The 18,656-nt window shown below is 66.1% G+C and carries 16 protein-coding genes; 4 read left to right on the top strand and 12 right to left on the bottom strand.

The features are described from left to right. Positions 1-73: 73 nt before the first annotated feature. A complete protein-coding gene (locus ACFU4Z_RS06700; protein ID WP_379060399.1) occupies positions 74-493 on the top strand; it encodes a hypothetical protein in 420 nt (139 codons plus the stop codon). A gap of 44 nt (positions 494-537) precedes the next feature. On the opposite strand, the gene ACFU4Z_RS06695 is transcribed toward ACFU4Z_RS06700, so the two are convergent. The 3 genes from ACFU4Z_RS06695 to ACFU4Z_RS06685 form a co-directional block, all read right to left on the bottom strand. Beyond that, positions 538-1,440: a cutinase family protein gene (locus ACFU4Z_RS06695; RefSeq protein WP_379060874.1), complete on the bottom strand. Its 903-nt coding sequence runs from the start codon at positions 1,438-1,440 to the stop codon at positions 538-540. Positions 1,441-1,702: 262 nt separating this feature from the next. Further along, on the bottom strand, positions 1,703-2,230 hold the full coding sequence (locus ACFU4Z_RS06690; RefSeq protein ID WP_379060397.1) for a DM13 domain-containing protein: 528 nt from the start codon (positions 2,228-2,230) through the stop codon (positions 1,703-1,705). Positions 2,231-2,404: 174 nt separating this feature from the next. Then, entirely contained in the window at positions 2,405-3,544 is a 1,140-nt protein-coding gene (locus ACFU4Z_RS06685; protein ID WP_379060395.1) for an acyl-CoA dehydrogenase family protein, read from the bottom strand. An 88-nt stretch (positions 3,545-3,632) separates the two neighbouring features. Here ACFU4Z_RS06685 and ACFU4Z_RS06680 point away from each other — a divergent pair, with 88 nt between their 5' ends. Further along, a complete protein-coding gene (locus ACFU4Z_RS06680; RefSeq protein ID WP_379060393.1) occupies positions 3,633-4,337 on the top strand; it encodes a winged helix-turn-helix transcriptional regulator in 705 nt (234 codons plus the stop codon). Positions 4,338-4,381: 44 nt separating this feature from the next. On the opposite strand, the gene ACFU4Z_RS06675 is transcribed toward ACFU4Z_RS06680, so the two are convergent. The 4 genes from ACFU4Z_RS06675 to ACFU4Z_RS06660 form a co-directional block, all read right to left on the bottom strand. After that, entirely contained in the window at positions 4,382-5,671 is a 1,290-nt protein-coding gene (locus ACFU4Z_RS06675; RefSeq protein WP_379060391.1) for an acyl-CoA dehydrogenase family protein, read from the bottom strand. A 2-nt stretch (positions 5,672-5,673) separates the two neighbouring features. Further along, entirely contained in the window at positions 5,674-6,318 is a 645-nt protein-coding gene (locus tag ACFU4Z_RS06670) for a TetR/AcrR family transcriptional regulator (protein ID WP_379060390.1), read from the bottom strand. Further along, a complete protein-coding gene (locus ACFU4Z_RS06665; protein ID WP_379060388.1) occupies positions 6,315-7,364 on the bottom strand; it encodes an alcohol dehydrogenase catalytic domain-containing protein in 1,050 nt (349 codons plus the stop codon). The genes ACFU4Z_RS06670 and ACFU4Z_RS06665 overlap by 4 nt, the downstream gene beginning before the upstream one ends. A gap of 73 nt (positions 7,365-7,437) precedes the next feature. Then, positions 7,438-8,187 (bottom strand): SDR family NAD(P)-dependent oxidoreductase, encoded by a 750-nt coding sequence (locus ACFU4Z_RS06660; RefSeq protein WP_379060873.1) that lies wholly within the window; start codon positions 8,185-8,187, stop codon positions 7,438-7,440. Between the two features lie 280 nt (positions 8,188-8,467). Here ACFU4Z_RS06660 and ACFU4Z_RS06655 point away from each other — a divergent pair, with 280 nt between their 5' ends. Together ACFU4Z_RS06655 and ACFU4Z_RS06650 are read left to right on the top strand one after the other, a co-directional pair. Further along, positions 8,468-10,651: a malate synthase G gene (locus ACFU4Z_RS06655; RefSeq protein WP_379060386.1), complete on the top strand. Its 2,184-nt coding sequence runs from the start codon at positions 8,468-8,470 to the stop codon at positions 10,649-10,651. Between the two features lie 439 nt (positions 10,652-11,090). After that, positions 11,091-11,666, top strand: a complete 576-nt coding sequence (locus ACFU4Z_RS06650) for a hypothetical protein (protein WP_379060385.1) — start codon at positions 11,091-11,093, stop codon at positions 11,664-11,666. A 166-nt stretch (positions 11,667-11,832) separates the two neighbouring features. Here the strand turns inward: ACFU4Z_RS06650 and ACFU4Z_RS06645 are convergent, their stop codons facing one another. The 5 genes from ACFU4Z_RS06645 to ACFU4Z_RS06625 all read right to left on the bottom strand — a co-directional run bounded on the left by ACFU4Z_RS06645 (position 11,833) and on the right by ACFU4Z_RS06625 (position 18,348). Then, positions 11,833-12,540: a DUF305 domain-containing protein gene (locus ACFU4Z_RS06645; RefSeq protein ID WP_379060384.1), complete on the bottom strand. Its 708-nt coding sequence runs from the start codon at positions 12,538-12,540 to the stop codon at positions 11,833-11,835. 51 nt (positions 12,541-12,591) lie between these two features. Further along, complete coding sequence (locus ACFU4Z_RS06640) at positions 12,592-14,166, bottom strand: LVIVD repeat-containing protein (RefSeq protein WP_379060382.1); 1,575 nt, start codon at positions 14,164-14,166, stop codon at positions 12,592-12,594. A 709-nt stretch (positions 14,167-14,875) separates the two neighbouring features. Continuing rightward, a complete protein-coding gene (locus ACFU4Z_RS06635; protein ID WP_379060380.1) occupies positions 14,876-15,877 on the bottom strand; it encodes a 3-methyladenine DNA glycosylase in 1,002 nt (333 codons plus the stop codon). 16 nt (positions 15,878-15,893) lie between these two features. Continuing rightward, a complete protein-coding gene (locus tag ACFU4Z_RS06630; protein ID WP_379060378.1) occupies positions 15,894-16,958 on the bottom strand; it encodes a hemolysin family protein in 1,065 nt (354 codons plus the stop codon). Next, the gene (locus ACFU4Z_RS06625) at positions 16,951-18,348 is read right to left on the bottom strand and encodes a hemolysin family protein (RefSeq protein WP_379060375.1); all 1,398 of its coding nucleotides are present in this window, start codon (positions 18,346-18,348) and stop codon (positions 16,951-16,953) included. Before ACFU4Z_RS06625 ends, ACFU4Z_RS06630 begins: the two co-directional genes overlap by 8 nt. Positions 18,349-18,656: the final 308 nt, after the last annotated feature.

Below are 18,656 nucleotides of genomic sequence, written 5' to 3'. Positions count from 1 at the left end.
TCGGATGGCATGGCGCATCGTTCTCGAGGTGGACTGCTCACCGATCGAGTCGCGGACCGTGGGAACGAGGGAAATGATTGCGGTCGAAGTGCTGCTGTGGGGACTTGTCGCGGGACTTATTCATTTCATCGCGATAGTGGTCCTGTACGGAAGTCCGTTGGTGAAGCGGATTTATGCCGCCGATAGCGAGACGAGCACGCCCGCGCGGATCGGATCGGCCAGGCCTCGCGCTATGTCCACTCGTTTGCTGGGCACGCAAATCGAGGTGTACATCATGACCATCGGGTTTGCCTGGCTGCATCCATTGCTCCCTGTGCACGGTCTGGCCGGAGCGATGTTGCTGGCCGTGTTGTTCGCCGCGCTGCGGGTGTATCCGCCGGTCTGGGCCCTGTGGATGCAAGGCGCCTACTCCAACGGATACCTCTTCGTCGAAGTTGTGAGCGGCGTCATCGGTACCGTTGCCGTCCTGCTCGCGCTGTATTTTCTGATGTGAGGGCAGGCCCCAGGGGGCCTACCCTCCTCCGAGCTGTCACCGGCTCATGTCTGCTCGACCAACCACTGGCGCAGCCATGAGGTGGCGGTGGCGCCCGACGGGTCGACGACGTACGCGGGATAGTTCTGGTGGACGAAGGAGTTGTAGAACTCCTCGAGTTTCTGCTTGCGCTCGTCCATGCCCGGATCGGCGAGCTGGTTCTGCAACATCGGGACGATGCCGACACTCATCAGGTCGTTGAAGATCGCGACGGCTTCCTGCTGGTATCGCCACAGCTGCGCCGGGTTCGGATCGGAAACCTGGGCGAGGAAGCCCGCGAACCGGGCCGCGAAGTCGGTGGGCGGGGTCGAGCAGTACAGGTCGCCGTCCGCGCAGAAGGTCCGAGTCTTGTGACTGAGGAGGCCGAAGCCGCCGATTCGCGGACCACCGGCACCCGCACCCTGCACCGGCGGACCGACGAGCGCGTCGTTGGGGGAGCGGCGCGGATCCGAGACGAGGCCGACGGCGGCGATCCGCTCCGGTTCGATCGGACCGAAGCCGGTGCCGATTTCCGCGGCCAGGTCACCGGCGGCGTCGGCGCCCTGGCTGTACCCGATCAGCGCGATCTTCGTGGCGGCGCACCGCCGAGCCATCGCGGTGACCAGGCCGCGGGCGTTGTCGGTGGCCTGCTTCTTGGAGCGGCCGTAGACGTCGGCCTCCCACGGGAATGCGGTGGCGGCGTAGCTCACGTAGTCGGTCTGCACGTCGGAGGGCAGATTGTCGGTGACGCTCGCGAGCATGCCCTCGCCGGGCTTGCTGTCGGAGGTCTCCCAGGTACCGGGTATCGCGACGACGTAGAGATCAGGGCACTCGGGTGCGGCAGGCGCGATGCCTGCTCCGCCGACGGCGCCTGCCGCGCCGATCGTGACGGTGGCGACCGTGGCGCCGATTATCCTGCGAATCATCATGTTCATACCCCGGTGTGCTGGTTCCGAAGCCGGCTGGTTGCCGGTGGCGACTCCTGTGGTCCCCACACGGACAACCGTACGGTCTGTTCGGGGAGTTCGACGGGAATCGCGGCCGACAAAGAGTAGACATTTTCCGCCGACCATCCCGCGCAGGCTTCTCATCAGGGGGAATGATCCGATTCCGGCTCTGTGGCATTCGAATTGGGCGGCCGACCAGCTCCGTGTATGGGCCGCCCTGTGCGGCAAGAGGTTTGCCGCCGCGTCAGCCCTGCTGGAGTCGAGCCGCGCCGAAAGACACATTGAAGCGATCGCACCAGATGCTGACGCTGGTCAACGTCGTCAGATCGGCGTCGGCGGGGACGGAGTAGTTCTGGCTGCCCTTGTTCCCCTTCAGACTGCCGAGGTCGACGTGCTCGCCGTCGTCGAAAACGCCCCAGCCGTCGCGCCCCTCGAGCACCGGCGCATCGGTGAGCCACACGTGCAGGTCCGGGCCATCGGAAGTGTCGAGGTCCGCCAGTCGTAGCACCCGGCTGCCGTCGGGCAGTTGCAGGAGCTGCACTGTCCCGGACGTCGAATGCTCGTGGGAGATCAGGGTGCCGGAGGCGAGCGTGCGTGGCCGCGGCGCGATGGCGCCGGGGGAGGCAGCGGCGACCGACGGCGCCGCCTCGTTCACTGCCGTGTCGGTGAACAATCGCCACGGTTCGAATAGGGCGAGCCCGACGCCGACACCGATCACCAGCAGCCCGGTCAGCACCCAGGTGATCGGAGAACGCGCTAACTTGCGGACCATCATTCTCCTTCGGATGTGATGACCATGGTCACGACCAGTCAACCTCGTTGTGGCGGATTTCGCCCCCGACTTCGTCATCCAGAGTGCTCGGCGCGACGTTGATGCCGGTGTGTTGTTTCCATCGACCGGCGAACTGCCGTAATCGGGGTGTTTCGAGCGGCCCGCAAGCGGTGTTCAGCCGATCGGGGAGTGCCCCAGCAGCACGCGTCCGCTGAACCGAGTCTGCTTGGCCCGCGGAAGCGGGTGGAACAGACTGCCGTGTACGTCGCGATAGCGCATTTCGATATCACAGGTCCGGGAATAGCCCAGACCACCGACGGTTTCGATGGCGAGGCGGACGGCGGAGATGAGAGCCTCGGCGGCCACCGTCTTGCGGCTGAGGGTGCGGGCGGCGTAGGCGTCGGTGTTGTCGAAGCGCAGATCGCCGGAGTCGGTGAACATGGCCCCGATCAGGTCCTCGGCGGTGGTGTGAGCGTTGGTCATCTCGCCCGCCAGCTGGAAGGTGTGCGGGTCGGTGCGGTCGGCCACCAGCAGGGCGGCCGATTCGACGGCGCTGTCGGCGATGCCGAGGTAGGCGGCCATCACGAGCGGCATGGCCGCGCCGATCACGACGTTCAGCACCGGTGGCCAGACGCCGACCGGGCGGATCATCGATACCGCGGCATCGGGCACGAAGACCTCGTCGAAGACCACGGTGTGTGATCCGCTCGCTCGCAAACCGAGTGTGTCCCAGGTCTTTTCGATCCGCACGCCATCCGCGGAGCGCGGGATCGCGCAATGCAGCACCTGCGGCCCTTCGGGTGCGTCGTCCCATCGGATGCTGGTGACGAGCACCGTGCCGACCTCACAACCGCTGGCGGGAGCCTTGCGTGCGCTGACGCGGTAGCCGCCCTCGACCCGCGAGGCCCGGCCATTGGAGTCCACCCAGTCCGAGGCGCCGGTGCTGACCAGGATCGCGCCCGCCGCCACCTTGGTGAAGACCGGTGTGGCGTCGATGCCGTGGTGATGCCGCCACACTTGCGCCGCAACCAGATGCGAATGCATGGCGAAGGCGACCGCCGTGGACGGGTCGTGACGGCCGAGTTCGCGCAGGATCGCACCCATCTCCTGGTGGGTGGCTCCGCCGCCGCCGAACTCGGTGGGCACGAGCGCGGCGGTGAGTCCGGTGGTGCGCAGGAGGTCATAGGCGTCCTCGGCGATATCGCCGGTCCGGTCGCGTTCGGCGACACCTGGGCTCAGGTTTTGGCCGACCTGCCGCGCGAGGGCGATCCAGTCGGTAGCGGTCCGGGTGGTTTCTACGGCGGTAGTTGTCATGTTTCGAAGTTAGGAACGGCCGCGATAAACAGATAGTCCAGAAAGTGGACTCTCCCGGTTCAGGAATAGGACCCATCGCGAGGTGATCATGATCCACCACCCATCGACTGCGGGGTACGGCCAGTACTGCCCGATCTCGCGGGCCCTCGACGTGCTCGGTGAGCGCTGGTCGTTGCTCATCCTGCGCGACCTGCTCATCGGCACATCCCGATTCAACGACCTGGCCCGCGGGCTGCCCGGTCTGTCGCGCAGCCTGCTCACCAAACGGCTGCGCCAGTTCGAGCGTGCCGGTCTCGTCGAGAAGGCCGGCGGCAACTACCTGCTCACCGCGGCCGGGCAGGAGCTGGAACCGATCCTCTTCGGCCTCGGTGAATGGGGCGCGCGCTGGACCTTCGGTGAACCGCGGCAAGAGGAACTCGATCCGGGTCTGCTGGTCTGGTGGATGCACTCGCGGCTGGACACCTCGTCCTTCCCCGGCAAACGGCACGTGTTCGCGGTCCGCTTCCGCGACGAGGTGCGCCGCTACTGGATCGTCGTCGAATCCGGCATCGCCTCGGTCTGCGACGGCGACCCCGGCTACCCGGTCGACGTCACCATCACCGCGGATGTGGCCTCGCTCTACCAGGTCTGGCTCGGCCGCATGCCCCTGTCGCACGCCGTGCGAACGGGCCGCGTCGAATTCGCGGGCCCGGCCGCACTGACCCGCCGGATGCCCTCGGTGCTGAAACTGAGCCCGGTCGCGCCGTACTCGGATCCGCTACCCACCCTCGATCCCGTCACCCGCGCCTCGTAGCGGCGCCGCGAATCGCCGGTAAGGCGGGGCGACATGGTGCGGCGTCAGAGGTTCCCGACGAGGTGCTCGAGACGGCGCGCCACCAGTTCGCGTGCCTGTTCGCGCAGCGCGGGGCGGTAGCCGCTCGGATAGACCGGATCGCCGGGGGCATAGTCCTTCAGGACCTCCTTGGCCAGCGTGATCTTGTGGACCTCGGTCGGTCCGTCGGCAATGGCCATGACCTCGGCGTAGTTCATCATGTCGACGAACGGGAGATCGGTGCTGACGCCGATGGCACCGTGCAGATGCAGTGCGCGCTGCGCGATGTCGTGCATCACCTTGGGCATCGCGACCTTGATGGCGGCGATGTCCTTGCGCACCTTCAAGTAGTCCTGTTCCTGATCGATGCGCCACGCGGTGCGCAGCACGAGCAGCCGGAACTGCTCCATCTCGATCCAGCTGTCGGCGATGCGTTCCTGCGTCATCTGCAGTCCGGCCAGCGGCCCTTTGCGCATCGGCCGGGAGACGGCGCGCTCGGCCATCATGTCGAAGGCCTTGCGCACCAACGCGACCGTGCGCATGGCGTGATGCACGCGGCCGCCGCCCAGCCGGGTCTGGGCCACGACGAAACCTTGACCTTCGGCGCCGAGTAGATGGTCGGCGGGGACCCGGACGTCGGTGAAGCGCAGGTGGCCCTCGTGCTCGCTGAAGCCGTGGACGTGGAAGTTCTTGACGATCTCGAGGCCGGGGGTGTCGGCGGGCACGATGAACATCGACATGCCCTGGTATGCGCTGACTTCGGTATCGGTGACCACCATGACGATGTGGAAACTCGCGAACTGCGCGTTCGAGTTGAACCACTTCTCGCCGTTGATCACCCAGGAGTCGCCGTCGCGCACGGCCGTCGTCTTGAATGTCGTCGGGTCGGAGCCGCCGGTCGGCTCGGTCATCACATAGCAGGAGCCGATCTCACCGGACAGCAGCGGCTCGAGGTATTTCGCCTTCTGCTCCGGCGTGCCGTAGTGCGCGAGAATTTCAGCGTTGCCGGAATCCGGTGCCTGACAACCGAATACCGAGGGCGCCCACATCGAGGTGCCGAGCACCTCGTTGAGCAGCGCGAGCTTCATCTGTCCGTAGCCGGGGCCGCCGAGTTCGGGACCTAGGTGGCAGGCCCACATGCCCTGCGCCTTCACCTGGTCCTTGAGCGGCCGCATCAGCGCCATGGCTTCGGTGTTGGTGCGGTCGTAGGGATTCGGGTAGAGCAGATCCAGCGGCTCCACCTCGGTGCGGACGAATTCCGCTGCCCAGTCCAGTTTCTTCTGATACTCCGGGTCGGTTTCGAAATCCCAAGCCATGGTCAGCCTTTCGTCTGTTCGGTCGGGTGCACAATGCCGTCGAGGAAGGTGGTCGCGAGGATGTCGGCGATCTCTTCCGGTGTGTGACCGCCGTGCGGGCGGTACCAGAAGGTCACCATGTTCAGCATGCCGAGCACACTGTTGGTGACGACATGGTCGTCGGTGCGCAACAGTCCGGCCGCGCGGCCCGCGTCGATGACGCGCTGCCAGCAGTGCTGCACCTGATCACGCAGGTCTTGTAGATGGGTGCCGCGTTCGCCGGTCAAGGCCGTCACGTCGCGCAATTGGATGGCGACCTCGCGACGGTGCCGGACGATCAGGTCGACGTGACTGTGGATCAGCTTGCGCAGCTTGGTGATCGGATCGTCGTCGCTATCGGCGATCTGTCGGGCATCGATGAGCATCAGTTGGATGTAGTCCCGCAGGATCTGCCACAGCAGTTCTTCTTTGGACCCGATGTGGTAATAGAGCGCGCCGCGCTGTACCCCGGCCCGATCACCGATCTCTGCCACACCGGTGCCGTGGAAACCCTTCTCCGCGAACAGCTCCACGGCGGCATCCACGATGCGCTTGCGGGTCGCCTCGGCCGTCGTTTCCGTAGCGGGCGGGCGACCGCGGCGGCGTGGCGCAGCGGCGATATCGGTCATCGTCGTGGGTCCAGTACGACCTTGGAGACCCCGTCGGCTCGCTCGGCGAACATCCGATAGGCACTCGGTCCCTCGGACATCGGGAGTCGATGCGAGACAACCGTTTCCGGAGTCAGCCGCCCGGCTGCCGTCAGACGAAGCAGTGCGGGCAATTCGTATTGGATCGAACACAGCCCGATGTGGAACTCGAGCTCCTTGACCTGCGCCAGCTGCATATGAAAAGGGAACGCTCGATTCTGGCTCACTCCGACCACGCTGACCCGGCCCCGATGACCGACCGCGCTGATGGCGAGCTTGATCGTCGCGTCGGCGCCGACCGCCTCCAGCGCGACGTCCGCACCGCCGCCGAGCATGTCTCGGATGGCGGCCTTGGGATCATCGGACTCGATGGGCTCTGCGCCCAATTCGGCGGCCCGCTTGCGGCGCTCGCCGACCAGATCGACGCCGAGCACCCGCGCGGCGCCCATCGCGAACGCCGACTGGACCGCCATCAGCCCCACCGGCCCGAGCCCGATGACCACCACGGTGTCACCGGGCGCGATGCGGGCCCGGCGCGCTCCGTACCAGGCGGTGGGGGCGTTGTCGGTCAGCACGACCGCGGCCTCGTCGCCGACCGCGTCGGGTAGGCGTACCAAGTTTCCTTCGGCATGGGGGACCGCGAGTAGTTCGGCCTGCGTGCCAGCCAGTGACCCGCCCAGCCCGTAGCAGGCGTCGATCGGCAGGGGATGGCGTTCGCAGGCGGCGACGATGCCCCGCTTGCACTGCGCGCACCGATCGCAGCCGACCGAGGCGGAGGCCAGCACCCGGTCGCCGATCGCGAAACCTTCGACATCGGGGCCGAGTTCGATGATCTCGCCGACCGCTTCATGGCCGACGGTGTACCCGGTGCCGTCGGTGAAACCGTGTCCGGCATAGATGTGCAGGTCGCTACCGCAGATGCCGGCCGCGGTGACGCGGATGATCGCCCCGTCGGGTCCCGGCAGTGCCGGATCGGGCACCTCGGTGTACGAAATCTGTTGCGGGCCTGCGTAGGTCAATGCCTTCATCGGATGCTGCCCTTCACATGGTCTAGCGCTGTGTTGCGCGAAATATGCTGGGTGACTTCATATTCAGGTTCTTTCATCGCCAGCCGCCATCCAGGGCGAGGGTGGCTCCGGTGCAGAATGCCGAAGCCTCGGTGGCGAAGAAGAGTGCGGCGCCGACGATCTCGTTCGGTTCGCCCACCCGGGCCAGCGCGTTGTGTCTGGTCATCTCGGCCCGTAGCTCGTCGGGCCACGACTTGGCGATATCGGTGGCGAAGGCGCCGCACTGAATGGTGTTGACGCGCACTGTCGGCCCGAATGTCTGCGCAAGACCACCGGTCAGATTGGACAACCCGGCCTTCGCCGCCGCGTAGGGAACCGCGAGCGGCTCCGGCCGTGCCGCCTCGATCGAGGAGATATTGATGATCGCACCGCCGCCGGCGGCCGCCATGCGCGTGCCGATCAAGGTGGACAGGCGGAACGGACCCTTGAGGTTCACGCCGATCACCTTGTCGAACATCGCTTCGGTCACCTGGTCCAGACTCGGATACAGCAGTGACATTCCCGCGTTGTTGACCAGCACGTCGACCGTGCCGAATTCGGTGTAGACGGTCTGGACCAGCGCATCGCACTGCGTCCAATCGCTGACATTGCACGCCACGGGCAACGCCCGGCGACCGTAGGTGCTTCGCACCTCGTCGGCGAGCGCGATGCACCCGTCGAGCTTGCGGCTGGCGATCACCACATCGGCGCCCGCTGCGGCGAACGCGAGCACCATCTCCCTGCCGAGGCCCCGGCTTCCTCCGGTGACCAGCACGACCTTGTTCGACAACGACTGTCCCGGCAACGACACCCTGCACTCCATTGATCTAGGCACACGAACCTGTAGTAAATGTTCCAGTCAGTACATTAAATGTACCGGCCGATACAATCAAGGGTGTGCACGGCCTTGCGTCGCACCCCTTCGACGCGCAGACGAATGGGTGCCCGATGGTCGGCGTGGCGGAATGCTGTGGCAGAAGGCGTCGGGAGCGCGACGCGTCGACCCGACGCACCGAGGTGTCACTACCGACGGGTAACATTGGCGGCGATTTTCCTACCCGGCTTTCTCAAAAGTGAGGCAGTAGATGACAGAGCGGATTCAGGTCGGCGGGCTCCAGGTGGCCAGCGTTCTCCACGAGTTCATCGAGAACGAGGCGCTCCCCGGTACCGGCGTAGATTCCGCCGCGTTCTGGGCCGGCGCCGAGCAGGTCATCAATGACCTCGCTCCTCGCAACCGTGTCCTGCTGGCCGAACGCGACGAGATCCAAGGCAAACTCGACGCCTGGCACACCGAGCATTCCGGCGCGAATTACGACAAGGCCGCCTACAAGAGCTTCCTCGGCGAGATCGGCTACCTGCGACCGGAACCGGCCGACTTCGCGATCGCCACCGAGAATGTGGACACCGAGATCGCCGTCACCGCGGGTCCGCAGCTCGTGGTGCCGGTCATGAACGCGCGCTTCGCGATCAATGCCGCCAACGCGCGCTGGGGCTCGCTCTACGACGCGCTCTACGGTACCGACGCCATCTCGGAAGCCGACGGCGCGGAAAAGGGCACCAGCTACAACCCGGTCCGCGGCGCCCGCGTGATCGAGTTCGCCCGCGCTTTCCTCGACACCGCGGCACCGCTGGCCAACGGCTCGCACCGCAGCTCGACGCACTACGCCATCGAGAACGGCGCGCTGGCCGTCACGCTGGCCAACGACGAGGTGACCACGCTGGCCGCCGACGGCGCCGAGTTGGTCGGCTACCTGGGTGACCCGGCCTCGCCGACCTCGGTGCTGCTGAAGCACAACGGATTGCACGCCGAGATCCAGATCGACGACTCCTCGCCGATCGGCAAGACCGACCCGGCGGGTGTCAAGGACGTGGTGCTGGAGTCCGCCATCACCACGATCATGGACTTCGAGGATTCGGTCGCAGCGGTGGACGCTGAGGACAAGGTCCTCTGCTACCACAACTGGCTCGGTCTGATGAAGGGCGATCTGGCGGAGAAGGTCAGCAAGGGCGAGAAGACCTTCACGCGCACCATGAACCCGGACCGCGTCTACACCGCCCTCGACGGCGGCGAGCTGGTGCTGCACGGCCGTTCGCTGCTGTTCGTGCGCAATGTCGGTCATCTGATGACCAGCGACGCGATCATCGACTCCGACGGCTACGAGGTGCCGGAAGGCATCATGGACGGCCTGATCACCTCGCTGATCGCCACCCACAGCCTCGAGGACGACACCGAGCTGAAGAACAGCCGCACGGGCTCGGTCTACATCGTGAAGCCGAAGATGCACGGCCCCGACGAGGTCGCCTTCACCAACGAGCTGTTCGGCCGGATCGAGGACGTGCTCGGCCTGCCCCGCAACACCCTGAAGGTCGGCATCATGGACGAGGAGCGCCGCACCACGGTGAACCTGAAGGCGTGTATCGCCGCCGCGCGCGAGCGGGTCGTGTTCATCAACACCGGCTTCCTCGACCGCACCGGCGACGAGATCCACACCTCCATGGAGGCCGGGCCGATGGTCCGCAAGGCCGAAATGAAGCAGCAGCAGTGGATCCTGTCCTACGAGGACTGGAACGTCGATACCGGCTTGGCCACCGGCCTGCCCGGCAAGGCGCAGATCGGCAAGGGCATGTGGGCGATGCCGGATCTGATGCACGACATGCTCGAGCAGAAGATCGGCCATCCGCGCGCGGGCGCGAACACCGCATGGGTGCCCTCGCCTACCGCGGCCACTTTGCACGCCACTCACTACCACCAGGTGAATGTCTTCGAGCGGCAGCAGGAGATCGCCGCGGGCGGCCGCCGCGCCACGGTCGACCAGATCCTGGAGATCCCGCTGGCCGCGAACCCGAACTGGTCGGCCGAGGAGAAGCAGCAGGAGCTGGACAACAACTCGCAGGGCATCCTCGGCTACGTGGTGCGCTGGATCGACCAGGGAGTCGGCTGCTCCAAGGTGCCCGACATCCGCGACGTCGGCCTCATGGAAGACCGTGCGACGCTGCGCATTTCGAGCCAGCTGATGGCGAACTGGCTGCGCCACGGCGTCGTCACCGCCGACGAGGTGCTGGCCAGTTTGGAGCGGATGGCTCCGGTGGTGGACAAGCAGAACGTGGGCGACCCGAGCTACCGGCCGATGGCGCCGGACTTCGCGGGCAGCATCGCCTTCCAGGCCGCCAAGGAACTTGTCCTCGAGGGCACCAGGCAGCCCAACGGCTACACCGAGCCGATCCTGCACCGCCGTCGCCGCGAGGCAAAGGCGCTGGCCTGCCTCTGAGTTCTCGACGGTGAACCCCCTGGTCGGCGCAATGTCGACCAGGGGGTTCGGCTATCACCCGAAGGTCGCTGTCTGGTGGCCGGGGGAATTTCGGGCCCGATGCCTATCCGTTACCCTTGGCCTGCACTGCAGATGTCCGATGTGAGGAAGTTTTATGGGAAGCGTTGTCCTTGATGTGATCGCCCTGGTCGCCAACCGCGCCGCGTCGTTCTGGAATTGGGCTGTCACCGGCTCGGCCGGTTTCCCGCCGCTGTGACGCCGAGCTGATCGTCTAGCATTCGCCCCTGGCTCGTGGCCGTCGTTCTTGACGGCCACGGCCAGGGGTTTTCTTTATCCGGCGGGTGTTTGCTCGTTGGATGCCGCCCCTGCTCGGCGCGTATAGCGCTCGAGGACACGCGATTGCGGCTCGGGCGGCCGCTCTGCGCCGTATCTTGTTGGCATGAGCAGTGTCGGCACCGCCCGCGCGCGTTCGGGCGCGCCGCGCTGGTTCGTTCTGTGGATGGGCTTCCTCACCTGTGTGGTCGCGGTCGTGTGCGCCGCCCTGTGCTGGGAGTTGGCGTCTTTCGGCAGTCAATTCACCAAAGTGCTGCTGTGGGTGGGGCTTTCGGTGGTCAGTTTCGTCGCGCTCTTCTTCGGCCTTATCGGTCTGGTTCGGTATCACACCATTCAGCTCACCCTCGCGGTGCCCTTGTTGATCACTGTGCTCGCCGCGCTGGTCTGGTTCGAGGTCCCGCAGGAAGCGGGCTGGCAGGTGTCACGAGGCATCCTCGAAGACCAGTCGATCGATTGTGCCAACCCCGGCCCTCGCACCAGACTCGGTGTCTACACCATCATCGCCGTCACTCCGCGTGACGGCGGCTGTCTGTTCTATGTCCAAGGGACATCGAAAGTTTCGGAAGGCTTCGCCTACTTCCCGCCCGAAAGTGCGCCGCCGAGTCTGGGTCCACCGGCCGAACGAGGTGTCGAATATCGGCCCTACGATGGGCGCTGGTACCGGTTCGTCGACTCGTCCTGAGGACCTCGGGTCGAGCTACGGCATATCTCGTCCCTGATCATGATCGATGATGTGTGACTTACTCGCCGAACGCTTCCTTCAGCGAGCAGGCGCTGCGCGTGCGATCCGTTCCGTGAGTTGGGCGCAGCCGGCGTCTCGGTTCGCTGCTGTGGACTGTGCGGCGGCGTCAGGGGATGGGGCGGGCGCCGAGTTGGGCCAGGAGAACGCTGATTACACCCGTTTCTTGGCTTTGGGATTGGAACATGGAGCGGGCGGATTCTTTGACCGGGCCGGCGGGGAGCAGCCGGTCGGCGACCTGGGACATGGTGAGGCCGCCCTGGTGGTGGCGGAACATGAGTTGTAAGAAGAGGATTGCTGCGTCTCGGCCGCGAGCGGTGGCCAGGGCGTCGAGTTCGGCCGTGGTTGCCATGCCGGGCATCGCGGCGTCCGGCGGTGCCTGCGGGTTGTTGGGCGCGGCCACCGAATGTTGGTGTGGCGCGGGCTTTTCGGTGTGCATCCAGGCCATGGGGTGCGCGGACAATGGGGTCTCGTTCGCGAGGCGGAGCCAGCCGAGCATGGTGCCGATTTCGATGCGTTGGGCGTCGGCGAGCTGTTGCGCAAGGCGCACAACGGTGGGGTCCGCGCCGCGGTCCAGGCGCTGCGCCATGATCAGGGCCTGCTGATGGTGCGCGGTCATGTCCTGGGCGAAGCCGACCTCGACCGATGTCAGAACCGGTGCGACGGTGTGGTGTTCAGGCAGGACGAGTGGGCGCAGGGCTGCCCCGATCACCAGCAGCGCGAAGGAAAGCGAGGTGATCGCGGCGACCTGCATCCCCCCGGTGCGCCAGATCGCTGTGCGTGAGCCGACCCGGTGCGAGTCGCGCTCGTCGACCACGTCAGGGCGGATTGCGTCGGAGTGAGTTCGGGGGTTCCCGCTGGGCACTGCCTATGACCCGACGATCGATTGCTGATCGGAGGGCGGGCTGTACACATCGTTGTCGAGTTGCAGCACCATGAATCCGTTGTCGGAGCAGGCCACGTAGAGCTGATCGCCGCGCCACTCCGGCGGGGAGAAGCACCAGTCGGTGGAGACGTCGCCGAAGGCGAGGTTGCCGGTGCGCGGAGTGAAGGCGTCCCAGGGGTTGAACTGTCCTTCGAGCACCGCGCGTGCCGCAGGCGGCGCTGTCATCAGCGGTACGCCGATGATCGAGGCCAAGGCGTGCGGAGAGTTCCATAGCGACAGGTTCTGGCCGGTGCGGGCAGGCGGGTTGAAGTAGGCGATTTCGCGAATGTCGTGCGGGTTGCGGATATCGAAGACGCGGATACCGGAGGAGATCCAGCCGCAGGCCAGTGCGGTGGGATCGGTCGGGCGGTCGGCGGCGCAGTAGTGCGATTCGTAGGCGAACACCGAACCGCCCATGGACGATCCGATATTGGCGTCGATGTGCTGCGGCAGGTTGATCTCCAGCTTGATCTTGCCCGCGACCTTCGGGGCGGTGTCATCGGAGATGTCGATGAGTTTCACGCCGCCGGAACCACCTTCGTCGACGGTGTAGAGGTAGGGCTTGCCGTCGTAGGTGACCGGGATGCTGTGCTGGGTGGCCCAGCCGTCGGTCCAGAACGTCCTGCCGATGTGCTGCACCTGGGGATTCGGGTCGCGGCGCTGGACTGCGCTGATGTCGAGCACGGTGAAGCCGCCGAGTGCCGACAGGTACATCCGATTGCCGTCGGCACTGATGCCGAAGCCGTGCGCCTCGATACCGGTCAAGCCCTGCCAGATGACGCGCGGGCCGGCCGGATCGGTGAGGTCGATGGCGCTGACGAAGCCGGGGGCGACACCGGAAGCCCAATAGGTGTTGCCGTCGGGGGAGAAGCCGCCCTCGTGGGTGGTGATCGGTAGTGGCATCAGTAGATTCGTGCCTGCGCCTGGATTGAGCAGGCGCGGATGCGCGCAATCGGAAATGTCGTAGACCGACAGGTAGCCGACGCCCTCACCGACGGGAACGCCGGTGCCGACCAGCAACTTGCGTGCGGCATTGACCTTCAGGCTCTCCCAGGTGCCCGCGAGCATGGCGGGTTCGGTCAGAGTGGCCGTCGGGTGCGGGTTCGCGGGATCGGACACGTCGAGCACCTGGACGCCGCGGCCCTCGCTGATCAGGTCGCCAGGGAAGAACGAGCCCATGTAGGCGCAGTTCTCGTAGCTGGTCGAGGTGATGCCGGCGCCGCGACCCGCGAAGCCGCCGAGCATGCTGATATTGCAGTGGTAGCCCAGAGTGCTGCGCCGGCTATTGCGATCGGCGGCCGGAACGTCGCCCTGCAGGCCGGTTTCCGGCATCGACCCCGGCCCGCAGTCCGCACGGGGTACCGAGGTGCGGCCCACATCGAGGAATTCCTGCACGAAGGTTGCGATATCGGATTGCAGATCGGCCGAGGCGCTGCTCGGCACCATCATCGCGGCAACCACCGCGGTGGCGACCAACGCCAGCGAGCGGGCGCGGCGAATCCTCACCAATGGGCGCATCGTTGCATCCCCCAACTTTCTTCGATGTCGAACCAAGCAGGCCGCGCTGACTCAGTCAGTAAGTCGCGAACTGACTGAATAGTAGTAATTGTCAGTAACTTATGGCAGAGGTTTCGGGATAAATCCCGTATGCGTCGGCTGACGCCGTCGCCGGCTGTTTGACCTGACGGATCACGGGAGCGGTCTCGACATGCTGGATACCGTCGAGCACCGGGACACGACGGGTCAGGTACGTGTACAGAGCGTCGGCGCTGGAACAGTCCACTGCCACAACGAGATTGGTGGACCCGTGGTGGCGGCGGCGAAGGCGACTTCCGCGTGCTCGGCAAGCTCGGGACCGATTCGAGCGCGACAGGCATGGTGGTCAGCCAAGCAGGCCGATCATGCGATAGCCGAGCAGGCCATGGTCGAGCTGCAGGTCGAAGTACAGCGCGCCGGTGGCGCACAGGCGGTCGAGCCGTCGCCGCACGCTTGGTTCGGACAGCCGCGTTGCGGCGGGTCAGCGGCACCGATGTCACGATTGCCGCGTTCGAACGAGCGGTCCGCGTGACCGATCATGTTCGCGCAGTGCGGTAGCCGGACGGCCGGAAGCTCGAGACAGTGGATGGTCAGCAACAGTGGCCAGGTCTCGGTCTCAGGACGACGCGGGATGAGTGAACGTACGAGCGCCTCGCAGCGCAGTTGTGAGGTCGGACAATGTGTGACTGCACTACGACGTTGACCGCGCTGGCCGGCCGGGGGCTGGTTGCCGCACGTCGGGCGCACGCGCAAGCAGTTCCAGGCACGCCTCGAGTAGGCGTGCCCGCAGGGTACAGGCACGTTCCGCGATCTCGGACTGGCGGCGAACGTACTCGGCACGTCCGGACGGCGTCTCGATGCGTACCGGGTCGTAGCCGTATCGGGACAGATCATATGGGCTGGCCCGCATATCGAGTTCCCGAGCGCTGTATGCAAGTTCGAAGCAGTCGAGCAGAAGTTCGGAGCGTATGAGCGGGGTTGTCGCAAAACCCCACTTGTAGAGGTCCATGTTGGCGTGCAAACAACCGGGCTGTTCGCGCGACACCTGATCCGCGCGGGTCAGCGGTTCTATATTGCGGCCGACCGCGTCCGGCGTGAAGAAGCGGAAGGCGTCGTAGTGGGTGCAGCGCAATGACATCGACTCGACGACCTCGTCGGTGCCCGCCCGCCCGAGCCGTAGCGGTACCTGCTGGTGGCGGACGTCGTCGGTGCGATAGACCATCGCCCACTCGTGCAATCCGAAACATGACAACTGAGCAGGCCGAGATGCGGTAGCGCGCAACAGGGTCACGATGAACTCGATTGTTTCGCGACGCCGCGCCAAATATGCGGGGTCGGCAGTGAACGCGCCGGGGCCGGATGCGGAATCCCGGTCTCCGGCAGGTGAATCGTGGTCTGCGCCGGGCTCGACGGTGCTCGGGTTCGCGTCGAGATCGCCGGGCAGCGCGACGCGGTGGTATCCACGAGCGCCTTCGTACTCGGCCGCGCCGGCGAGGGCCACCCCGTAACCGGGATGCCAGCGTCGCAACTGTGCGGGCTTGTGCCCGTAATAGGTGAACAGGAAGTCGATCACCGGATGCGACGAACCCGCTGCCCGCCGTTCGAGATACGGCCCGACCAGTTCGTCCAGCCGCGCCCGATGCGCAGCGGCGTCGGCTCGCCACTGCGCCTCGGGCAGTACGCGCAGACTCATTCGAACGGGACCTGCCTCATTCGATCACCCGGTGTGTGTTGTCACGGACCGTACCGACGAACTCCTCTACCAGATCCTCGAGCGCGACGATGCCGGTGGTGTTGCCGCGACTGTCCACCACCCGGCCGAGGTGGCTGTTGGTGCGGCGCAGCCGAGCAAGCGCCTCGTACAGCGTGGTGCCCATGCTCACCGTCGGCAGCGGCCGAATATCGGTGCGCGGGATAGGGGTGCCCGGTCCGGCCGTCTCATCGGCGACCTTGTCGAGCACATCCTTCACGTGCAGATAACCGACCAGCGAACCATCGACGGCGCGGACCGGATAGCGGGAGAAGCCGGTCTCCGCGACGGCGGACTCGATGTCGCCGAGCGTGGTTCCGTTGCCGCGCAACGGCACCGACCTGGTTGTTTCCAGTGGCACCATGACATCGGCGACTACGCGATCGGAAGTGCCGAGCGCCTGGGTCAAGCGCCGGTGCTCCTCCTCGTCGAGCAGTCCCTCCGACCGGGATTCACCGATCATCTCGGCCAGTTCGACGCTGGACACGGTGGCATTGAGCTCGTCCTTCGGCTCGATCCGCAGCAGCCGCAACGATAGGTTCGCGGCCATGTTGTAGATCGCGATGAGCGGGCGGGCCAACCGCAGCCACGCCAGGTGGATCGGAACCAGCAGCAGCGCACTGCGTTCCGGACCCGCCAGCGCGATGTTCTTCGGGATCATCTCGCCGAACAGGATGTGCAGGATCACCACGATCGTCAGCGCGACGGCGAAGGCCACCGGATGCAGCAGCTGATCCGGCATGCCGACCAGCTCGAACGGGCCCTCCAGCAGATGCGCCACCGCGGGCTCGCCGACCCGGCCGAGCAGGATCGAGCAGATAGTGATGCCGAGCTGTGCCGCGGCGAGCATCATCGACAGATTTTCACCCGCCCGGATCACCGTGTTCGCGTTGCGCTTGCCCTGTGCCGCAAGTGCTTCCAGACGGTCCCGGCGGGCCGAGATCAGCGCGAATTCGGCGGCGACGAAGAAGGCATTGCCCGCGAGCAGCACCACCGTGAGCAGCACTCCGAACAGATCACCCACGACTGTGCTCCTGGTCTGCGTGGTGCACACGGGAGTGCAGCACCTCGGCGGAGACCGGGATCAACCGCACGCGGTCGATGCGCCGCCCGTCCATCCGTTCGATCTTGGCGATCCAGCCGCCTTCCTCCGAGTCGTTCGACGGTTGGTGTTGCGAACCAGGATTCGGCAGCACCACCTCGTCACCGGTCACCGGAATGCGGCCGAGCCGGGTGAGCACGAGGCCACCGAGCGTCTCGTACTCACCTTCGGGTGCGTCGTATCCGGTCGCGCGCGACACCTCGTCGATGCGTAGCAGGCCCGAGCAGTCCCAGCCGTCGGAGACCCGGCGGACGTCGCGCTCCTCTTCGTCGTGCTCGTCGCGCACATCACCGAGGATCTCTTCGATGATGTCCTCCATGGTGACGATGCCCGCGGTGCCGCCGTATTCGTCGACGACCAGCGCCACCTGCATACCGTCGCGGCGCACTCGTTCGAGCACCTCGTCACCGTCGAGACTGGCGGGCACGATCGGCACCGGCCGCGCGAGCAACTGCAGCGGGACCGTGCTCCGGACGTTCGCCGCATGGGTGAACGCCTGCTTCACGTGCACAACGCCGAGGGTGTTGTCGAGATCCCCGTCGATCACCGGGAAGCGGGAATACCCGGTGCGGCTGGCGGCTGCGATGAGATCGGCGATGGTGTCGGACTTGTCCAGCGATTCGATCTTGACGCGCGGGGTCATCAGCTCCTCGGCGCTGCGCTCGCCGAACTGCAGCGAGCGGTCGATCACCACTGCGGTGCGCTGATCGAGCGCACCGCGCAGTGCGGACGTGCGCACCAGCGAGCCGAGCTCCTGTGGCGAACGCGCCGAGCGCAATTCCTCCGCGGGTTCCACCCCGAAGCGGCGGACCACCCAGTTCGCGGTGCCGTTGAGGAAGCGGATCATCCACTTGAACACCACCGAGAACGCGATCATCGGACCCGCGGTGAGTCGCGCGGTGCCGAGCGGCATCGCGATCGCAATGTTTTTGGGCACCAGCTCGCCGTATATCATCGACAGCGAGGTGGCCAGCACCAGCGCCAGCGCCAGCGAGATGCCGTGCGCGGCACCCGCGCTCACGCCGAGCGCGGTGAACGGCGGGGAAAGCAGCCTGGCCAGCACCGGTTCGGCAATGTAGCCGGTGATCAGCGTGGTGATGGTGATACCCAGCTGGGCGCCGGAGAGCTGGAACGACAGCGTGCGGTGCGCCTGGCGGACCATCCGCGAGCGTGCGTCACCGGTGCGCGCATGCGCCTCGACGGTGCTGCGTTCGAGTGCGGTCAGAGAGAATTCGGCGGCGACGAACAGCGCGGTGCCTGCGGTGAGTGCGATGAAACCGATGAGGCTGAGCGCGGTGAGCACGACGGACATCGTCAGCACCGCCCGCAGGACGCGGCACGGTCGACCGCGGGGAATCGAACTGAATCGAAGTGGACTGCTGCGGGAAGGAGGGCGCCGGGTTTGTCACCCGGCTCGGTAGAGGAGCCCTCCTTTGCGGCGCCCTCGGACGCGGGTGACAACTTGTTCCTTTCGCGAATGGGAGCTGTAATGCCGGAGACCGGCAACCCTCATGCTACCGGCTCGGTCTTTTGGCCGCGCCTGCGGCGCGGCGTGTTCGCGGCCCCGAAGGCTCGCGTCCGAGCGGCCGAGACTCGTGCCTGCGGCACATGCGCTTCGGC

It is taken from the genome of Nocardia sp. NPDC057440, from assembly GCF_042802915.1.
Taxonomy (GTDB): Bacteria; Actinomycetota; Actinomycetes; order Mycobacteriales; family Mycobacteriaceae; genus Nocardia.
Note: the sequence above shows the minus strand (reverse complement) of the source record. Positions and strands in the feature narration are given on the sequence as shown.